The 15,240-nt window shown below is 68.9% G+C and carries 16 protein-coding genes and 2 pseudogenes; 8 read left to right on the top strand and 10 right to left on the bottom strand.

Annotated elements, in window-relative coordinates; genetic code table 11:
• Nucleotides 1–25: 25 nt before the first annotated feature.
• The gene (locus I7X18_RS13430) at nt 26–964 is read right to left on the bottom strand and encodes a sterol desaturase family protein (protein WP_193048636.1); all 939 of its coding nucleotides are present in this window, start codon (nt 962–964) and stop codon (nt 26–28) included.
• 36 nt (nt 965–1,000) lie between these two features.
• Complete coding sequence (locus I7X18_RS13425; RefSeq protein ID WP_193048637.1) at nt 1,001–2,572, bottom strand: carboxylesterase/lipase family protein; 1,572 nt, start codon at nt 2,570–2,572, stop codon at nt 1,001–1,003.
• A 68-nt stretch (nt 2,573–2,640) separates the two neighbouring features.
• Here I7X18_RS13425 and I7X18_RS13420 point away from each other — a divergent pair, with 68 nt between their 5' ends.
• Complete coding sequence (locus I7X18_RS13420) at nt 2,641–2,985, top strand: DMT family transporter (RefSeq protein ID WP_193048638.1); 345 nt, start codon at nt 2,641–2,643, stop codon at nt 2,983–2,985.
• Entirely contained in the window at nt 2,985–3,308 is a 324-nt protein-coding gene (locus tag I7X18_RS13415; protein ID WP_193048639.1) for a DMT family transporter, read from the top strand. The genes I7X18_RS13420 and I7X18_RS13415 overlap by 1 nt, the downstream gene beginning before the upstream one ends.
• Here I7X18_RS13415 and I7X18_RS13410 read toward each other — a convergent pair.
• Nucleotides 3,277–4,479 (bottom strand): MFS transporter, encoded by a 1,203-nt coding sequence (locus tag I7X18_RS13410; protein ID WP_193048646.1) that lies wholly within the window; start codon nt 4,477–4,479, stop codon nt 3,277–3,279. The two genes, I7X18_RS13415 and I7X18_RS13410, sit on opposite strands and share 32 nt — an antisense overlap.
• A gap of 126 nt (nt 4,480–4,605) precedes the next feature.
• Here I7X18_RS13410 and malQ point away from each other — a divergent pair, with 126 nt between their 5' ends.
• Nucleotides 4,606–6,765 (top strand): 4-alpha-glucanotransferase, encoded by a 2,160-nt coding sequence (gene malQ / locus I7X18_RS13405; protein WP_193048640.1) that lies wholly within the window; start codon nt 4,606–4,608, stop codon nt 6,763–6,765.
• Nucleotides 6,766–6,857: 92 nt separating this feature from the next.
• The gene (locus tag I7X18_RS13400; protein ID WP_193048647.1) at nt 6,858–7,268 is read left to right on the top strand and encodes a hypothetical protein; all 411 of its coding nucleotides are present in this window, start codon (nt 6,858–6,860) and stop codon (nt 7,266–7,268) included.
• A gap of 4 nt (nt 7,269–7,272) precedes the next feature.
• Here I7X18_RS13400 and I7X18_RS13395 read toward each other — a convergent pair whose 3' ends face one another.
• Nucleotides 7,273–8,064 (bottom strand): SDR family NAD(P)-dependent oxidoreductase, encoded by a 792-nt coding sequence (locus tag I7X18_RS13395; RefSeq protein ID WP_193048641.1) that lies wholly within the window; start codon nt 8,062–8,064, stop codon nt 7,273–7,275.
• Between the two features lie 37 nt (nt 8,065–8,101).
• A complete protein-coding gene (locus tag I7X18_RS13390; protein WP_193048642.1) occupies nt 8,102–8,536 on the bottom strand; it encodes an SRPBCC family protein in 435 nt (144 codons plus the stop codon).
• 300 nt (nt 8,537–8,836) lie between these two features.
• Here I7X18_RS13390 and I7X18_RS13385 point away from each other — a divergent pair, with 300 nt between their 5' ends.
• Entirely contained in the window at nt 8,837–10,087 is a 1,251-nt protein-coding gene (locus I7X18_RS13385) for an IS110 family RNA-guided transposase (protein ID WP_193048677.1), read from the top strand.
• A 14-nt stretch (nt 10,088–10,101) separates the two neighbouring features.
• On the opposite strand, the gene I7X18_RS13380 is transcribed toward I7X18_RS13385, so the two are convergent.
• Both I7X18_RS13380 and I7X18_RS13375 read right to left on the bottom strand, forming a co-directional pair.
• Nucleotides 10,102–10,947 (bottom strand): lysophospholipid acyltransferase family protein, encoded by an 846-nt coding sequence (locus I7X18_RS13380; protein WP_193048593.1) that lies wholly within the window; start codon nt 10,945–10,947, stop codon nt 10,102–10,104.
• A gap of 41 nt (nt 10,948–10,988) precedes the next feature.
• Nucleotides 10,989–11,333 carry a DUF7882 family protein gene (locus I7X18_RS13375; RefSeq protein ID WP_193048592.1) on the bottom strand — a complete coding sequence of 115 codons (345 nt, stop codon included), beginning with the start codon at nt 11,331–11,333 and terminating at the stop codon, nt 10,989–10,991.
• 70 nt (nt 11,334–11,403) lie between these two features.
• Here I7X18_RS13375 and I7X18_RS13370 point away from each other — a divergent pair.
• From I7X18_RS13370 to I7X18_RS13360, 3 genes and pseudogenes are all read left to right on the top strand, one after another.
• Nucleotides 11,404–11,781: pseudogene (locus I7X18_RS13370) on the top strand (protein kinase domain-containing protein); the annotation flags it as partial.
• 80 nt (nt 11,782–11,861) lie between these two features.
• Nucleotides 11,862–12,737, top strand: a complete 876-nt coding sequence (locus I7X18_RS13365; protein ID WP_193048590.1) for an LLM class F420-dependent oxidoreductase — start codon at nt 11,862–11,864, stop codon at nt 12,735–12,737.
• Nucleotides 12,707–13,081, top strand: a pseudogene (locus I7X18_RS13360) (nuclear transport factor 2 family protein); the annotation flags it as partial. The gene I7X18_RS13365 and the pseudogene I7X18_RS13360, both read left to right, overlap by 31 nt.
• Before the next feature lie 91 nt (nt 13,082–13,172).
• On the opposite strand, the gene I7X18_RS13355 reads toward I7X18_RS13360, so the two are convergent.
• The 3 genes from I7X18_RS13355 to I7X18_RS13345 are packed head-to-tail and all read right to left on the bottom strand — an operon-like array spanning nt 13,173 to nt 15,212.
• Nucleotides 13,173–13,646, bottom strand: a complete 474-nt coding sequence (locus I7X18_RS13355) for an NUDIX hydrolase (RefSeq protein WP_193048589.1) — start codon at nt 13,644–13,646, stop codon at nt 13,173–13,175.
• A 19-nt stretch (nt 13,647–13,665) separates the two neighbouring features.
• Nucleotides 13,666–13,857, bottom strand: a complete 192-nt coding sequence (locus I7X18_RS13350) for a hypothetical protein (RefSeq protein ID WP_193048588.1) — start codon at nt 13,855–13,857, stop codon at nt 13,666–13,668.
• 32 nt (nt 13,858–13,889) lie between these two features.
• Nucleotides 13,890–15,212 carry an NAD(P)/FAD-dependent oxidoreductase gene (locus I7X18_RS13345; RefSeq protein ID WP_193048587.1) on the bottom strand — a complete coding sequence of 441 codons (1,323 nt, stop codon included), beginning with the start codon at nt 15,210–15,212 and terminating at the stop codon, nt 13,890–13,892.
• Nucleotides 15,213–15,240 lie beyond the last annotated feature (28 nt).

Below are 15,240 nucleotides of genomic sequence, written 5' to 3'. Positions count from 1 at the left end.
TCATCTTGCTGCGCCGGCACCGAAATCATGCGCGAACCGCGGCCGTGTCCTTCACGTGTCGGTCCTCGGCCGGCTTCCACCCCGGCGGCCCGAACGCATAGCCGAGGCGGTCACGCCATCGGGTCGCGCGGCGGACGTCGCGGGCGATGGCCGCGTACTCGTGGGTCTGCAGCCGCCAGATGTTGTAGGTGTCCACCGGTGTGGTCAGCCCGTAGTGCGGGCGGAACAACTCCGACTGGAAGGTACCGAACAGGCGATCCCAGATGATCAGGATTCCGCCGTAGTTGCGGTCGAGGTACTCCGCATCCCTGCCGTGGTGCACGCGATGGTGCGACGGCGTGTTGAACACGAACTCGATCGGCCGCCACAGCGTCCCGATACGCTCGGTGTGCACCCAGAACTGGTAGATCAGGCTGATCGAGAAGCTCGCGAACACCATCCACGGCGGAACCCCCAACAGCGGCAACGGAAGCCACATCAGGATCTCTCCGCTGTTGTTCCACTTCTGGCGCAGCGCGGTCGCGAAGTTGTAGTACTCGCTGGAGTGGTGCGCCTGGTGGGTGGCCCAGACCAGCCGAACCCGGTGCGCAATCCGGTGGTAGCCGTAGAACAGCAGGTCGACGCCGACGATCGCGATCACCCACGTGTACCACTGGGTCGACGGGAGGTGCCACGGCGCGACGTAGGTGTAGAGCGCCGCGTAGCCGATCAGCGCGCCGAACTTCCAGACCGCCATGGTGGCGACCGACACCATGCCCATCGAAAGGCTGGTCCACGCGTCGCGGGCGACGTAGGCACCCGCGGGCGCGCGGTCGGCGGCTTCGAGGTGTTCGAGCCGGCGGGCGGCGGTCCACTCCACGATCAGCAGCATCAGGAAGAAGGGGATCGCGAACAGCACCGGTTCCCGCATCTGCGGCGGCAACACGTTCAGAAACGCACCGATCGCGTCGCCCACTGCGTCCATCACCCACACCTCCGGGCGGGAGTCTATCGACCTGGTTTACTGGAAACTGAGGACCTCGTCACCCCATGCGGAGCGCAGGTCACCGTCGAGGTCGGTGACCACGGTGTCGTCGGCGTCGATCACCAGCGTCGCCCGGTCGTCGGGTCGGTACGGGCGCCATCGGGGCGTGCCTGCGGGTTCGCCCGATGCGGCGAAACCCGTCCAGCGTCCGCGCAATCGATCGGACACGGCGGTGCCCGCTTTCAGCCCGCCCAGCTTGAACGTCGGATCCTTCGGTCCGGCGACGAGATTGCCCCAGACATACGGCAGTTCCGTGGCGTGGGCCGCGCCGAGGCGCAGCAATCGCAGCATGGGTGTGGCGAAGTCGAACCGGTAGAGGTAAACCGGCGCGACGGTGCTGTGCCCTTCGGCGAACCACACCGACGGCATGCGGAAACCGATGTCCCGCGCCACGCCCATCCCCCTGGCCTTGCCGCGCAGCCCCGAGTAGGCGCCCACGAGGTCCGCCTCCGACGGAATCTGCAGCCCCGGTTGCTCGGCAGCGATCTCGGCGAACATCGAGGTGATGGCCTGCGGGGTGATCGGCAACAGCGGGGATTTCATCCACCGGAACAGCGCCGCTTCGTGCTTGTTGGTGCCGATGATCAGGGGCACCGGGAGGGAGCGGCCGGCGCGGGCCAGCTTGACCGGGAGATCGGGAACGACCTCCCCGTCGACGATCGGCGCGAAGGCGAGTGTGCCGGGCGTCCGCACGGGAACCTCGTCGAAGAGGCGTTTGGAGGCGGCGAGCACGGCCGCCAGCGGAGCGTCGGCGAGCCGGTCGGCGTCGGCGGGCGAGACGCCCAACCGGTCGAGGAACTGCTCGGCGGTGCGCCTGCCGCGTTCGGCGCTGTAGACCGACGTCGCCGGGGAACTCTGCGCGATGGCCGCCGAGAACAGCCCACTCGCAGTGGGACTCGTCATCAACGTGGTGACGATGCCGCCGCCCGCGGATTCCCCGAACAGCGTGACGCGCGCCGGGTCACCCCCGAACGCCGCGATGTTGCGCTGCACCCAGTGCAAGGCGGCCAGCACATCGCGCAGGCCGGGGTTCGTGTCGAATCTGCTACGCGACGTGGTGAACGCCGACAGGTCGAGGAATCCGAACGCGCCGACGCGGTAGTTCACCGTCACGACGACGACGTCGCCACCCGAGGCCAGCGCCCGCCCGTGGTAGAGCGGCTGATTCGCCGAGCCGAGGACGTAGGCGCCGCCGTGCACCCAGACCATCACGGCTTTGCCGTCCCCGGGCGCAGTGCCCGACGGGGCCCACACGTTGAGCCGCAGACTGTCCTCGTCCTGCACACCGCCGAGATCGAGGGGGATCCGCGGGTCCGTCGGCTGAGGGCAGACCGGGCCGACACGGCGCGCATCGGCGACCTCGCCCCACGGTCGCGGCGGTTCCGGCGCGCGCCAGCGCAACTCACCGACCGGCGCCGCGGCGTAGCGAATGCCCTTCCACGCCTTGACGAATCCGTCGTCGGTTCCACGTACCGGCCCGTACTCCGTATCGACGACGGGCTCGGCGGATACCGCCCGGCCCGATGCCCCGGTTGATTCGGTTGTCACGCAGCAGCACCTCCTGCGGTAGGCGTCGACCTTTCCAGGCTACGCACCCCGTCGGATAGGTTGACGCGGTGCGGAAATCAGCGCTGTTGACTGCAGCGATCGCCACCGAGGTCACCGCCACTCTCTCTTTACGAGCGTCGCAGGACAATTCGTGGTGGCTGATCATCGTGGTCACCGGATATCTCGGCGCGTTCGTGCTCCTCACCGCCGTGCTGCGGGCCGGAATGCCCGTCGGAGTCGCCTACGGGATCTGGGGGGCGTCGGGCACAGCAGCCACCGCGGTGCTGGCGGCGGCGCTGTTCGGCGATCCGTTCACGTGGCCGGTCGCTGCGGGGATCGGCCTGATCGCCGCGGGCGTTTTGCTGGTCGAGCTCGGTTCACGTCCCCGTCCGGGAGCGGGTGCCGCCCTGTGATGTACCTCGTGTTGGGCGCCGCCATCGTGCTGGAGGTACTGGCGACCTTGTGCCTGCGCGCCTCGGAGGGATTCCGGAAGAAGATCTGGATGGCGCCGGTGGTGATCGGCTACCTGGCGTCCTTCTATCTGCTGTGGCTGACGCTGTCGCTGGGGTTGCCGGTCGGTATCGCCTACGGCGTGTGGACAGCCTGCGGGGTGGCGCTCGTCGCGGTCCTCGCCCGCTTCCTGTTCGGCGAACGGCTCACTCCGACGATGGGCGTGGGGATCGCGCTCATCGTGGCGGGCGTGCTCACGATCGAACTGGTCGGGCTTTCGCACTGAGCGCGCCCGCGAGGGCCATGATCACCAGCCCGGCGACCGGCACGGTCAGCAGCCCCATCCGCAGGCTGGTGGAATCGGCGACCAGTCCGACGACGGGCGGCGAGGCCAGGAAGCCGATGCGCAGCAGCCACGTGACGATGGTCAGGCCGGTCCCCGGCCGCAACCCGGGAAGCTGATCGGCACGGTGCATGGCCGCCGGGATCGCGGTGGCCACCCCGAGGCCGGCGGCCGCGAAGCCGGCGATCGTCGCGGGAACGCTCGGGAAGGCCAGTGCGGCGCCCATGCCGGCCGCCGCCAACGCACCGCCGGCGCGGGCCACCCTGGCTTCCCCGAACCGGTCGACCAGCCGGTCGCCGATGAGGCGGCCGACGAACATGAACGCCGCGAGCGCGATGTACCCGAACGCCGCGATCGCGCCGGGGGCGCCGACGCTGTCGCGCAGATACAGAGTCGCCCAAGAACTTCCGGCGTCCTCGACGGTCGCTCCGGCGATCGCGATGACCGCGAGCGCCGTCAGCAGGAGGTACACCCTGCGACCGGCGGTGCGCTCGCCGTTCGCCTGCGCCGCCGCCGGATGGTCGTCGTGGTCGGCTCCCCGCAGCATGAATCGGTAGGCGACCAGCACCACGCCGCTGAACAGCACGGCGGCGACCCCCAGATGCACCGGACGCGGGATGTCGAGGGCGATGGCCCCCGCACCCATGAGGCCGCCCAATACGGCGCCGGCAGCCCAGACGGCGTGCACGGAGTTGATGATCGACCGCCCGTAATTGCGCTGCACCCGAAGCGCGTGCGCGTTCTGCGCCACATCGGTGACCGCGTCGGACGCGCCGGCGAGGAACAGCGCACCCGCCACCAGTACCACCGACGGCGCGAGTGCGGCGACGAACACGAACAGCGCGATGGCGACGGTGCCCGCGACGGCGACGCGCGCCGAGGTGAACCGCCGGATCAGTGCCCCCGCGGTCAGCCCGGCGACGAATGCGCCCGCGGAGAACGCCGCGATCGTGACGCCGTACACCGCATTGGACAACCCGAGGTCGGCCTTGATCTCCGGGAAGCGTGGCAGCAGGTTCGCGAACAGCGCCCCGTTGGTGAGGAACTGCGCCGCCACCGCGACCCTGGCCCGGCGATCACGCACCGCCGATTCTTCGAGCACCCCGGACGCCATGGCCGCGACCATACCCAGGCCGGTTACTTTCACACCGAACGGGATTGCTTGCGCCCGTGCCACGGATGACGCTCCCGCCCGCCACCTGTCCCGCACGTCCACGCCACTACGGCAGGATGGTCAGGCATGACCGAACTGTCCCCCTCGCTGGTAGAACTCGCCGCCCGCCACGGTGTGGCCACCCACTACGAGGACTGGTCCGGTACGAAGGTCGCAGTGCCCGAGTCGACGCTGATCGCAGTGCTCGCCGCCCTGGGCGTCCCGGCGGCCGACGACGACGAACGCACCGCTGCGCTCGAGGAACACGACCGCAGGTACTGGCGGCAGTCACTCCCGCCCACGATCCTGGGCCGCGCCGGTGACACGTCGTCGTTCTGGGTGCACGTCACCCACGGCGACGGCGTCGAGGTGTGGGTTGCGCTGGAAGACGGGTCGACCCGCACGGGGCTGCGCCAATTGCGCAACGACACACCGCCTTTCGAGCTCGACGGTCGCCTGGTCGGTGAGGCCAGCTTCGAGCTGCCCGACGACCTTCCGCTGGGCTACCACCGGGTCCACATGCGGACCGGAGCGTTCGAGGCCGACGCCTCCCTGATCGTCTCCCCCGCCTCGCTGCCCGTGCCGCCACGGCTGGGTGCCAAACGCAGCTGGGGGCTGGCGACTCAGCTCTACAGCGTCCGATCTGAGCGGTCGTGGGGAGTCGGCGACCTGACCGACCTGACCGATCTCGCGGTGTGGTCGGCGACGCGACACAGCGCCGGATTCGTCCTGGTCAACCCGCTGCACGCGGCCGCACCGGCCGCGCCGATGGAGCCCTCCCCGTACCTGCCGACCTCGCGGCGGTTCGTCAACCCGCTCTACCTGCGGCCGGAGGTGATCCCGGAGTACGCGGAGTTGCGCCACCGGGGACAGTTGCGGCGGGCGCGCACCGAGGTCCAGGCCCGTGCGCGGCGAATGCCGCTCATCGATCGGGACGCATCGTGGCGGGCCAAGCGCGCGGCGCTGGCGACCATCTACCGCGTCGAGCGGTCGGCCGGGCGTGAGCTCGCCTACGCGGGATACCGCGCCCGCCAGGGACGCGCCCTCGACGACTTCGCCGTCTGGTGCGCGCTGGCCGAGAAGTACGGCAACGACTGGCACGGCTGGCCCGCGGAGCTCCAGCATCCGAGCAGTGAAGCGGTGGCCGTATTCGCCGCCGAGCGCGCCGAGGACGTCGACTTCCACCGGTGGCTGCAGTGGCAGCTCGACGAGCAGCTCACCGCCGCGCACGCCACGGCGATCGGCGCGGGGATGGACATCGGCGTCATGCACGATCTCGCGGTCGGCGTCGATCCGAACGGCGCCGACGCGTGGGCGCTGCAGGAGGTGCTGGCGCTCGGCGTCACGGCGGGCGCGCCGCCGGACGAGTTCAACCAGCTCGGTCAGGACTGGTCCCAGCCGCCGTGGCGCCCCGACCAGCTCGTCGAACACGCCTACGCACCGTTCCGCGCCCTGGTCAACGGTGTGCTGCGGCACGCGGGTGGGGTACGTATCGACCACATCATCGGGCTGTTCCGGCTGTGGTGGATTCCGCGGGGCGCCTCCCCGACCGAAGGCACCTACGTCCGTTACGACCACGAGGCGATGATCGGCATCGTCGCGCTCGAGGCGCACCGGGCGGGGGCGGTGGTGGTCGGTGAGGACCTCGGGACCGTCGAACCGTGGGTGCGTGACTACCTGCACGACCGCGGCCTGTTCGGGACGTCGATCCTGTGGTTCGAACACGACCGCGACGGTGACGGTGAGGGCGGACCGCTGCCCGCCGAGCGGTGGCGGGAGTACTGCCTGTCGGCGGTGACCACACACGATCTGCCGCCCACCGCCGGATACCTCGCCGGAGAGCACGTGCGCCTGCGTGACGAGCTCGGGCTGCTCACGCGTCCGGCCGCCGAGGAGCTCGCCGACGACCGCGCCGCGCAGGCCGCATGGTTGTCCGAACTGCGCCGGGTCGGGCTGCTGCCTACCCAGGACGACCCCGATGCCGAAGACGATCCCGACATCGTGATCCTGGCCCTGCACCGGTATCTCGGGCGCACTCCGTCGAAGCTGCTCGCACTGTCGCTGGCCGACGCCGTGGGTGATCTCAAGACCCAGAATCAGCCCGGCACCAGCGACGAGTACCCGAACTGGAGGGTGCCGCTGCGCGGTCCGGACGGGCGGCAACGCCTGGTCGAAGATGTGTTCAGAGACCCCCGCGCGGCGGCGCTCGGCGCCGTCATGGGCTCGTTGGTGCATCCGCCCCAGTGAGACGGGTGTAACACCGGAGCGCATTTCTCCGGTTTCACATTCGTCACCGCTGCGATATGTTCGCAGCCGCACCACAACCGACGGAGGCCATGTTGAAGAAGCTCGTGACGCTCGGCGCCGGAATGCTGGCCGCCGGAGCCGCAGCCGCGATCGGCACGGGTGTGGCCGCGTCCCAGCCGGGTGGCAGCTACAACGTCGTCGGGGAGCCGTACAACAAGGCGCTGCAGATCCTGCGCGCCCAGGGCGTGAAGGCCACCTTCGGCGGCTCGTTCGGCAGCGTGTTGCCGCAGGCGAGCTGCATGGTGGACACCCAGAAACTCACCTCCGGGGGCAAGATGCTGCTCATGCTCGACTGCAGCCAGGCCGCCGCCGACCGCCTCAAGGCGTCGCAGCCGGCGGGCGGACCGCGGGTCGGTTCGAACGGCATCACCACGGTGACACCCACCCCGATCGTGCCGATCCAGGGCGCACCCGGCGCGGGCACTCCGCCGCCGGTGGGCTGATCCCCTAGCGATCCATCGGGCGCGCGATCAGCCGGTTGAGGCGGGCCTTGACGCCGTCGGGCAGCACCATGTTGGCCTTGCCGAGCGCCTTCGACATCAGCGACGCCGCGATCACCTTCCGATCGCCTCGCATCATCGCCTCGTATCCCTGTCGCGCGACATCAGCGGGGTCGTCCTTCGGCATCGGACCGCCGACCGGGGTGTTGCGCATCTTGGCGCGCGTGAAGAACTCGGTGTCGACAGGCCCGGGCATCAGCGCGGTGACGGTCACCCCGGTGTCGCGCAGCTCGTCGTGGAGCGCCTCGGCGAAGCTCAGCACGAACGACTTCGACGCGTTGTAGATGCTCTGGTAGGAGCCGGGCATGGCGGCGACGGTCGAGGAGGTGAACAGCACGCGGCCGCTGCCGCGGTCGACCATGTCGCCGAGAACCAGCCGCGCCAGGTGCACGGTGGACCGCACGTTGAGGTCGATGATCGAAAGATCCTCATCGAGGTCGCCGTCGACGAACCGGCCGGCCCGTCCGACGCCGGCGTTGATCGCCGCCGCGTCGAGGTGACGCGCGCCCGCTGTCGCCGTCCGGTAGAGCTCCGCGACGCCGTCTTGCGTCCGCAGGTCCACCTCGACCGGCGTCACCTCCCGGCCGATGCTCGAAAGCTCTTGGGCCGCAACATGAATTCGCGGTTCGTCGGCGGCGATCACCAGGTCGTAACCGTGCTCGGCGAACAGTTTGGCCAGTTCGAAACCGATACCCGTCGACGCTCCGGTGACCAACGCCAGCTTCGTTGCGCGACCCATGTGGCCGGTCTACCCGTCGCGCAACCCATGAAACTTCTCAGCCCTCCACCATCGCCTTGAGACGTGTGACCGTCTCCGACATGGTGCGGCCCACCTGGCGCGCCGCCACCCAGTCGGCGACCAGACCCAGCAGCCCACCCGGGGCCTCGTAGGACAACCGGAACGTCACCTTGGTTCGGCCGTCGCTGCAATCCCGCAGCCGGAACCGGCCGCGCATCGTCACACCGGTGATGCCGATCCATGCCAGATCGCGGTTGCGGTCGAACTCCACGATCTCGACGACGCCGCCGATCGGCACCGAGCCGATCTTCCAGTGCGCGGTGAATCGGGACCCGATGCCGACGGGGCCCTCGGTCACCGTTTCCCATCGCTCCAGGCTGGCCATGAACTCCGGATAGCAGTCCGGGTCGCTGACCACCTTCCACACGGTGTCGCGGTCGGCGTCGAGCACGCACCGCCGTTCGAGCCTCATCGCGCGACCCTCATCAGCGCTCTCTCCTCTTCGCGCAAGCGCTCACTGGTGCACCATCCTTGTGTCGGTGATCTTGGATGGGTTGCCGATGCACCCGAGGTGCCGTCGGATCACTGCCACAAGCGCTGGACGCTGTGACGTCCTTGATGAGTTTTGCAGGACCCGGCGGTTACCCGGGGTGTGCTGACCGTCGACAGGGCTGAGCGCCACCGAGCGCCGAACAGTGAGCGATCCGGCCGCCGCGCCCCGGCACCGAAGTTTGGGTGCCTCCCCACTGGGACTAGCAGCGAGGAGGCTGTGATGAAGTATGCCCCACCGGTGTTGGCGCCGAAACCCGCCAACAACATGACCTGCGGAATCGACTGGGCTGGGCGCGATCACGCGATCTCGATCGTGGATGCCCGTGGCAGCGAGATCCATCGAAGCGCCGTTGAGCACAACGCTGTCGGGCTGCGAGTTCTGCTGGGTCTGCTGGCCCGCATGGGAGTCAGCGAGGTAGCCATCGAACGCCCCGATGGGCCACTGGTCGAGGCGCTGCTCGACGCCGAGGTCACCGTCGTGGTGATCAGCCCCAACCAGCTCAAGAACCTGCGCAGCCGCTACGGCTCGGCCGGCAACAAAGACGACCGGTTCGACGCCTTCGTGCTGGCCGACACCCTGCGCACCGACCGCACCCGACTGCGTCCCCTGGTGCCTGACACCGCGGCCACCACCGCGCTGCGCACCGCCTGCCGGGCCCGCAAAGACCTCATCAAACACCGGGTCGCACTGGCCAACCAGCTGCGTGAACACCTCAACCGCGTCTTTCCCGGTGCCGTCGGATTGTTCAGCGATCTCGACTCGCCGATCAGCCTGGCGTTCCTGGCCCGATTCGACTGCCAAGACCGCGCCGACTGGTTGACCCCCAAACGTCTGAGCGCCTGGCTGGCCTCGGTCGGCTACACCGGCGGTACCGATCCCGCTGTGTTGCACGCACACCTGGCCAGTGCGCCTCACGGCATCACCGGCGAGCACAGCCGCGCTCATGCCGGCGTCACCGCCGCCCTGGTCACCAGCCTCAAGACCCTCGTCGCACAGATCAAGGTGCTGTACCGCCAGATCGGCGACCAGCTCGACGCTCACGTCGATGCGCACATCTTCACCAGCCTGCCCCGCAGCGGAACTGTCAGGGCCGCAAAGCTTGTCGCTGAAATCGGCGACTGCCGCGCACGATTCCCCACCCCCGAATCGCTGGCCTGCCTGGCCGGGGTCGCACCGTCGACCCGCCAATCGGGCACCATGCGTTCGGTCGGATTCCGATGGGCCTGCGATAAACACCTGCGCGACGCCGTCACCGACTTCGCCGCCGATTCCCGCGCCGCGAACCCCTGGGCTGAAAACCTCTACCGCCAAGCCCGATCCCGCGGACACGACCATCAACACGCCGTGCGCATCCTGGCCAGAGCCTGGCTCTACGTCATCTGGCACTGCTGGCAAGACCACACTGCCTACAACCCCGACCGACATGGGGCCCTGCAGGCATTCCTGCGAAGCCAACCACCCACTGCTTGACACAGGGCTACTCATCAGCCCAGCACCGGGAAACGTCGCTCCGCCGCCAAACTGTCCACCCCGCCCTGCAGGCTGGCCACCACCTTGTCGTTGATCACGTCGTCGTCGGAGTCGGCGATGTCGGAGGCGTCGATGGGTTCCTGCACCTCGATCACGATCTTCGTGGGCAACGGCAGCCGCGGGATGAGGTCGCTGATCACCAGACCCCACGGCGGCGCGAGCAGGATCGGCACGCTCTTCAACCGCGCCAGCTTGTCCACCATCAACAGCCGCGCGAGCCACTGGCCGCGGTCGAGGAACAGCGCCGCCTCCTGACCGCCGACGCTGGCGACCGGCACGATGGGCACGCCCGCTTCACGGGCCAACCGCACGTAACCCTTGCGGCCACCGAAGTCGACACGGTGCCGTTCCCACGACGGCCGGAACACCTCGTAGTCGCCTCCCGGATAGACCAGCAGGGCGGCACCGGACTCCAGCGCCAACCGGGCGTTGTCGTGATTTGCCGCCACCGTGCCGAATTTGCGCAACCAGCCCAGTCCCGGTGCGGACACCACCAGGTTGTGCGCCAATTGGTAGAACGGCCGCTCGACACCGAAATACGAGCAGAAGGCCAGCGTGAAGACGAAGGTGTCGGGCGGGATGTTGCCCCCGCTGTGGTTACCGACGAGCAGGACGGGGCCGTCGCGCGGGATGCGGTCCAGTCCCCGCACATCCGCGCGGAAATACAACGACGCCAACAGCCAGGTGCCGGGCAGCTGCTCGCGGATGAAGTCGGAGTCGCGCTGGTCCAGATCCGCCTTCGGCACCCGGGATGACACCTGGTGTTTGGCCCAGTCGAGGACGTCGCCGATCCCAGCCATGGCACCTCGTATTGACGCCCTGCGGGCACCCGAAACCTGCGCTACACCTGCTCGGTGAACGGCCACCACAGGCCGTCACTGCCGCGGACGCCGTTGGGCGTGTCCATGGCCGCGGTGATCTCTTCGATTTCGTTGTCCTGCAGCGCTTCCGGTGCCACGCGGCCACCTGATCCGTCGGAGACGTCGAATGCGAAGCTGACCGGCAGCGCAGGGTGCAGCCAGTGACTCACCGTCCGCTCGGCGCCGTCTTCGCCGACCTCTGCGGTCGTGAGGAAGAATCCCTTCCCCGCGGCGAACCGCGCGACTGTGGCCACCTGCAGGTGTGCCAGGAAGTGGTTGGTGAAAGTGCCGGGTAGCGGTTGCCCGCCCACGTGAACCGTTGCCACGGACCTGCCCTTCGCTCGTGTCGTCGTCGACCTTCGCTCACCCGCCAACACCGATCTGTACTATCGCGCCATGCCGTTGGCCGAGGGGGCGACGTTCGCGGGCCACACCATCGTGCGACCGCTGGGCGACGCGCTGAAGGTGCTGCCCGCGACCGTATCAGCGGACGCCGACTACCGAGAGCGGTTCCACCGGGAAGCCGAGATCGCCGCGACGCTGTGGCATCCGCACATCGTCGGTGTCCACGGCCGCGGCGAGTACGACGGTCAGATGTGGATCTCCATGGGTTACGTGGACCATCAGCGCGACCTGCTGCACCGCGACGTCAAACCTGCCAACATCCTGCTGCCCCGGCCCGGGTCCGGTGAGCAGCGAATCCGTCTGGCGGACTTCGGGCTTGCGCGTTGGGTGAAGGACATCAGCGGGCTCTGCGCCGAGGAGTCGCCGGTGCGGGTCTGCACGCAGCAGACCGGTATGGCCCGGCGGGAGTGCCGCGAGGAGATCCGGCGCAGCAACGGGATGCCGTTCCGGTGAAGTACGCCGTCGTCGCGCCGGTTGCCGCCGGAGTCACCGTCGATCCAGCGTGGATGGCGGCTTTCGCCCGGCATCTCGAGGCGTGCGGATTCGAGTCGATCGTCGTGGTCGAACACACCGTGCTGATGACGCAGTACGCCAGCGTCTATCCCTACGACCCCTCCGGGCGGGTCGAACTCACCGCCGACACCCCGGTACCCGATCCGCTCGATCTGCTCGCGTTCCTTGCCGCGCACACCGAACGGCTGGGTCTGGCGACCGGCGTGCTGGTGCTGCCCAACCATCATCCGGTGGCGCTGGCCAAGCGGGTGGCGACGGTCGACGCGCTGTCGGGCGGGCGGGTGCGCCTGGCCGTCGGGACCGGATGGCTCGCCGAGGAACTCCGGGCGTGCGGCGTCGACTTCACCACCCGCGGGCGACGCGCCGACGAGCAGATCCAGGTGTTGCGCGCGCTGTGGGCGGACACCCCGCAGGGCGCGAGTTTCCACGGTGAGTACTTCGACTTCGACCACGCCATGTCCTATCCGAAACCGGCCGCGCGGATTCCCGTCCACATCGGTGGACACAGCCGGGCCGCGGCCCGGCGCGCCGGACGGTTCGGCGACGGCTTTCAGCCGCTGGGTGTCACAGGCGAAGCGCTCACCGCGCTGGTCGCCGAGATGCACGGGGCGGCAACCGAATCCGGTCGCGACCCGGGATCGATCGAGTTGTCGCTCGGGCATTCGGTGGCCAAGATTGACGCGGGTCGCGCGGAGAAGCTCGCCCAACTGGGTGCCGACCGGGTCGTGCTGGCGATGCCGGACGTCACCACCCTCGAGGAGGCGGCCGACGTGGTGTCGGCGTGCGCGCAGCGGCTCGGATTGACACCGTGACCCTTCCCGCGGCCGATCGTCTGGCATTGGCCGACCTGGTTCACCTCTACGCCGCCGCCGCCGTCGACGACCGCCGCTTCGATGACGTCGTCAACCTGTTCACCGAGACCGCCGAACTGCGTCTTCCCGATCCACCGCGCATCCTGGAGCCGGCGCGCCACCTGCACGGCCACGACGGAGTCCGCGCGGCGATGGCGGCCCTGTCCGGAGTCGAGCGCACCGAGCACGCGATCGTCGGCGAGGTGTATGCCACCACCCCCGACCACGGATACGCGCTGGGGCGGATCACCTGCATCGCCCACCACTGGAGCACCGCCGACGGCACGGTGACCGACGTCGTGTGGCACCTGCGGTACGACGACGAATACCAGCGCACGCCGGCGGGCTGGCGGATCCACGGGCGCGCGCTCACCGTCAACGCGATCGACGTCGCCGCTACTCGCGTTCTGCGGCAACGAGTTCCATCAGCTGATCGAGCACCGGCCGCTGACCCGCAAGCAGTTTCGTCCGAGCGGCCGACACCGGAAACCAAGCCACCCGGTCGATCTCGGGAAACTCCCTGACCGAGCCGGAGCCTTTCGGCCACTCCAGGGAGAACGTGTTGCTCACCGCGGTGTCCGGGTCCAGGTCGCCGCGGACGGCGAACACCGTGACGATCTTGCCTCCGGCCTGCTTGACCGGTTCGAGGCGCATCGGATCTCCCGGCGGCACCGGCGACCCGAGTTCTTCGCGGAACTCCCGCTGCGCGGCCTCCCACGGGTCTTCCTCAACGGTGTACTCACCCTTGGGGACTGACCAGGCGCCATCGTCACGGCGCACCCAGAACGGCCCACCCGGATGGCCGAGCAACACCTCGACTACGCCGTCGACCACCCGGTAGAGCAGCAGACCCGCACTGAGCTTCGGCACGGCGCTCCCTCACGCCCGGTCAGTAGGAGCGGTCACCCTCGCTGTCGTCGACGAAGTCCCACCGGTCCTCTTCGACCTGGACTTCCATCCGCCAGCCCAGCTCGTTGCCGGGCACCTCGTCGACGAACCAGGCATGCGCGTCATCGGCGCTCTCGATGTCCTTGGTGTCGACGACGTCACCCTTCGGATTCCGAACACGATAGGTAGCCATGGCATTACTGTTCCCGCTGCGGGCCGTTTGAATCAGTCCGCTTTCGGCATGGGGATGCCCTCGCTGGCCGAGAACCGCGCATCCTCGGCGGACGACAGCCCGATCGACACCACCGACCGCGCGAAGAACACATCGGTCAGATAGGCCAGCGAGACCGCCCATCGGTTGACGAACCGCGGGATGGCGTACAGGTGGTAGGCCCGCGTCACCGCTTTTGCGGGCAGTCCGGACAGCTGCACACCGAGCGGGTTGGCGACCGCGTAGCGAGGCCCCAGGTCGACCACCAGACCCATGTTCCGGTGCTTGTAGATCTTCTTGGTGCCGTGCCCCAGGCTGGCGGCGACGTTGCGCGCCAACACCTTTCCCTGTCGGGTGGCGTGCTGGGCCGTGGGTGGCGTGATGGCGCCGGACTGGGTGAGGTCAGGGACGGCGGCCGCGTCACCGGCCGCGAACACGTCGGGGTGGCCGGGGACCTGCAGATCGGCGTCGACCTTCAGCCGGCCCTTCTCGGTGGGCAGTCCGAGCGTCTCGATGAGTGGTGCGCCGGTGACCCCGGTGACCCATGCAACGGTGTGGGTGTCGATCCGGGTGCCGTCGGTGAGCAGCACGTGGTCGGGGTACACCTCCTCGAGCGTCACCCCCAGCCGAACGTCGACGCCCCGGCCGCGCAGCACCCGCTGTGCTGCCGCGCCCAGCTTCTCCCCGACCTCCGGCATCACCTGTTCGGCGAGGTCCATCAGCACGAACCGCACACTGTCGGTGTCGAAACCCATCTGTTGGGCCGCTGCGTCGGCCAGCGCCCGCAATTGCACCGCCAGTTCCGTACCGGAGTACGACGCGCCGACCACGACGATCGTGCGTCTGGCGGCGGCCAGGGTGGGATCCTCGTCGTTGATTGCCAGTTCGAGCTGCTCGAGTACGTGGTCGCGCAGATAGAGCGCCTCGGCGGTCGACTTCAGTCCACGGGCGTGCTCGGCGAGGCCCGGGACGTCGAACAGGCGCGTCACCGAACCCGGCGTGAGCACGAGGCGATCCCACGACTTGCTGCGGGTGCGCTGTTCCGGGTCGGTGAACGACACGGTGCGCGCGTCGAAGTCCACACCGTCGACCCGCCCGCGCACGGCCCGCACGCCCCGCAGGCTGTTGGCCAGCGGGATCGTCACGAACCGGGCGTCCACCAAACCGCCTGCCACATCAGGCAGTAACGGGGTGTAGAGCATGTAGTCGACGGGCGAGATGATCGTGATCTCGACCGGTTCGGAGCCGTCCCCTTCGCGTTTGCGCAATCTGCGGGCGAGGTGACGGGCGCATTCGAAGCCGGTGAACCCGCTGCCGACGATTACCACCGAGGTCATCGGCCCCACTGTACGCAGCTGACGCCCT

The sequence above is a fragment of the Mycolicibacterium baixiangningiae genome (assembly GCF_016313185.1).
Taxonomy (GTDB): domain Bacteria; phylum Actinomycetota; class Actinomycetes; order Mycobacteriales; family Mycobacteriaceae; genus Mycobacterium; species Mycobacterium baixiangningiae.
This window is presented reverse-complemented; position numbering and strand designations above follow the sequence as displayed.

Coding starts and splice junctions, on each gene's coding strand:
- I7X18_RS13430 (WP_193048636.1), bottom strand. CDS start 964: ATGGACGCAGTGGGCGACGCGATCGGTGCGTTTCTGAACGTGTTGCCG.
- I7X18_RS13415 (WP_193048639.1), top strand. CDS start 2,985: ATGTACCTCGTGTTGGGCGCCGCCATCGTGCTGGAGGTACTGGCGACC.
- I7X18_RS13410 (WP_193048646.1), bottom strand. CDS start 4,479: ATGGCGTCCGGGGTGCTCGAAGAATCGGCGGTGCGTGATCGCCGGGCC.
- malQ (WP_193048640.1), top strand. CDS start 4,606: ATGACCGAACTGTCCCCCTCGCTGGTAGAACTCGCCGCCCGCCACGGT.
- I7X18_RS13395 (WP_193048641.1), bottom strand. CDS start 8,064: ATGGGTCGCGCAACGAAGCTGGCGTTGGTCACCGGAGCGTCGACGGGT.
- I7X18_RS13390 (WP_193048642.1), bottom strand. CDS start 8,536: ATGAGGCTCGAACGGCGGTGCGTGCTCGACGCCGACCGCGACACCGTG.
- I7X18_RS13385 (WP_193048677.1), top strand. CDS start 8,837: ATGAAGTATGCCCCACCGGTGTTGGCGCCGAAACCCGCCAACAACATG.
- I7X18_RS13380 (WP_193048593.1), bottom strand. CDS start 10,947: ATGGCTGGGATCGGCGACGTCCTCGACTGGGCCAAACACCAGGTGTCA.
- I7X18_RS13350 (WP_193048588.1), bottom strand. CDS start 13,857: ATGGCTACCTATCGTGTTCGGAATCCGAAGGGTGACGTCGTCGACACC.
- I7X18_RS13345 (WP_193048587.1), bottom strand. CDS start 15,212: ATGACCTCGGTGGTAATCGTCGGCAGCGGGTTCACCGGCTTCGAATGC.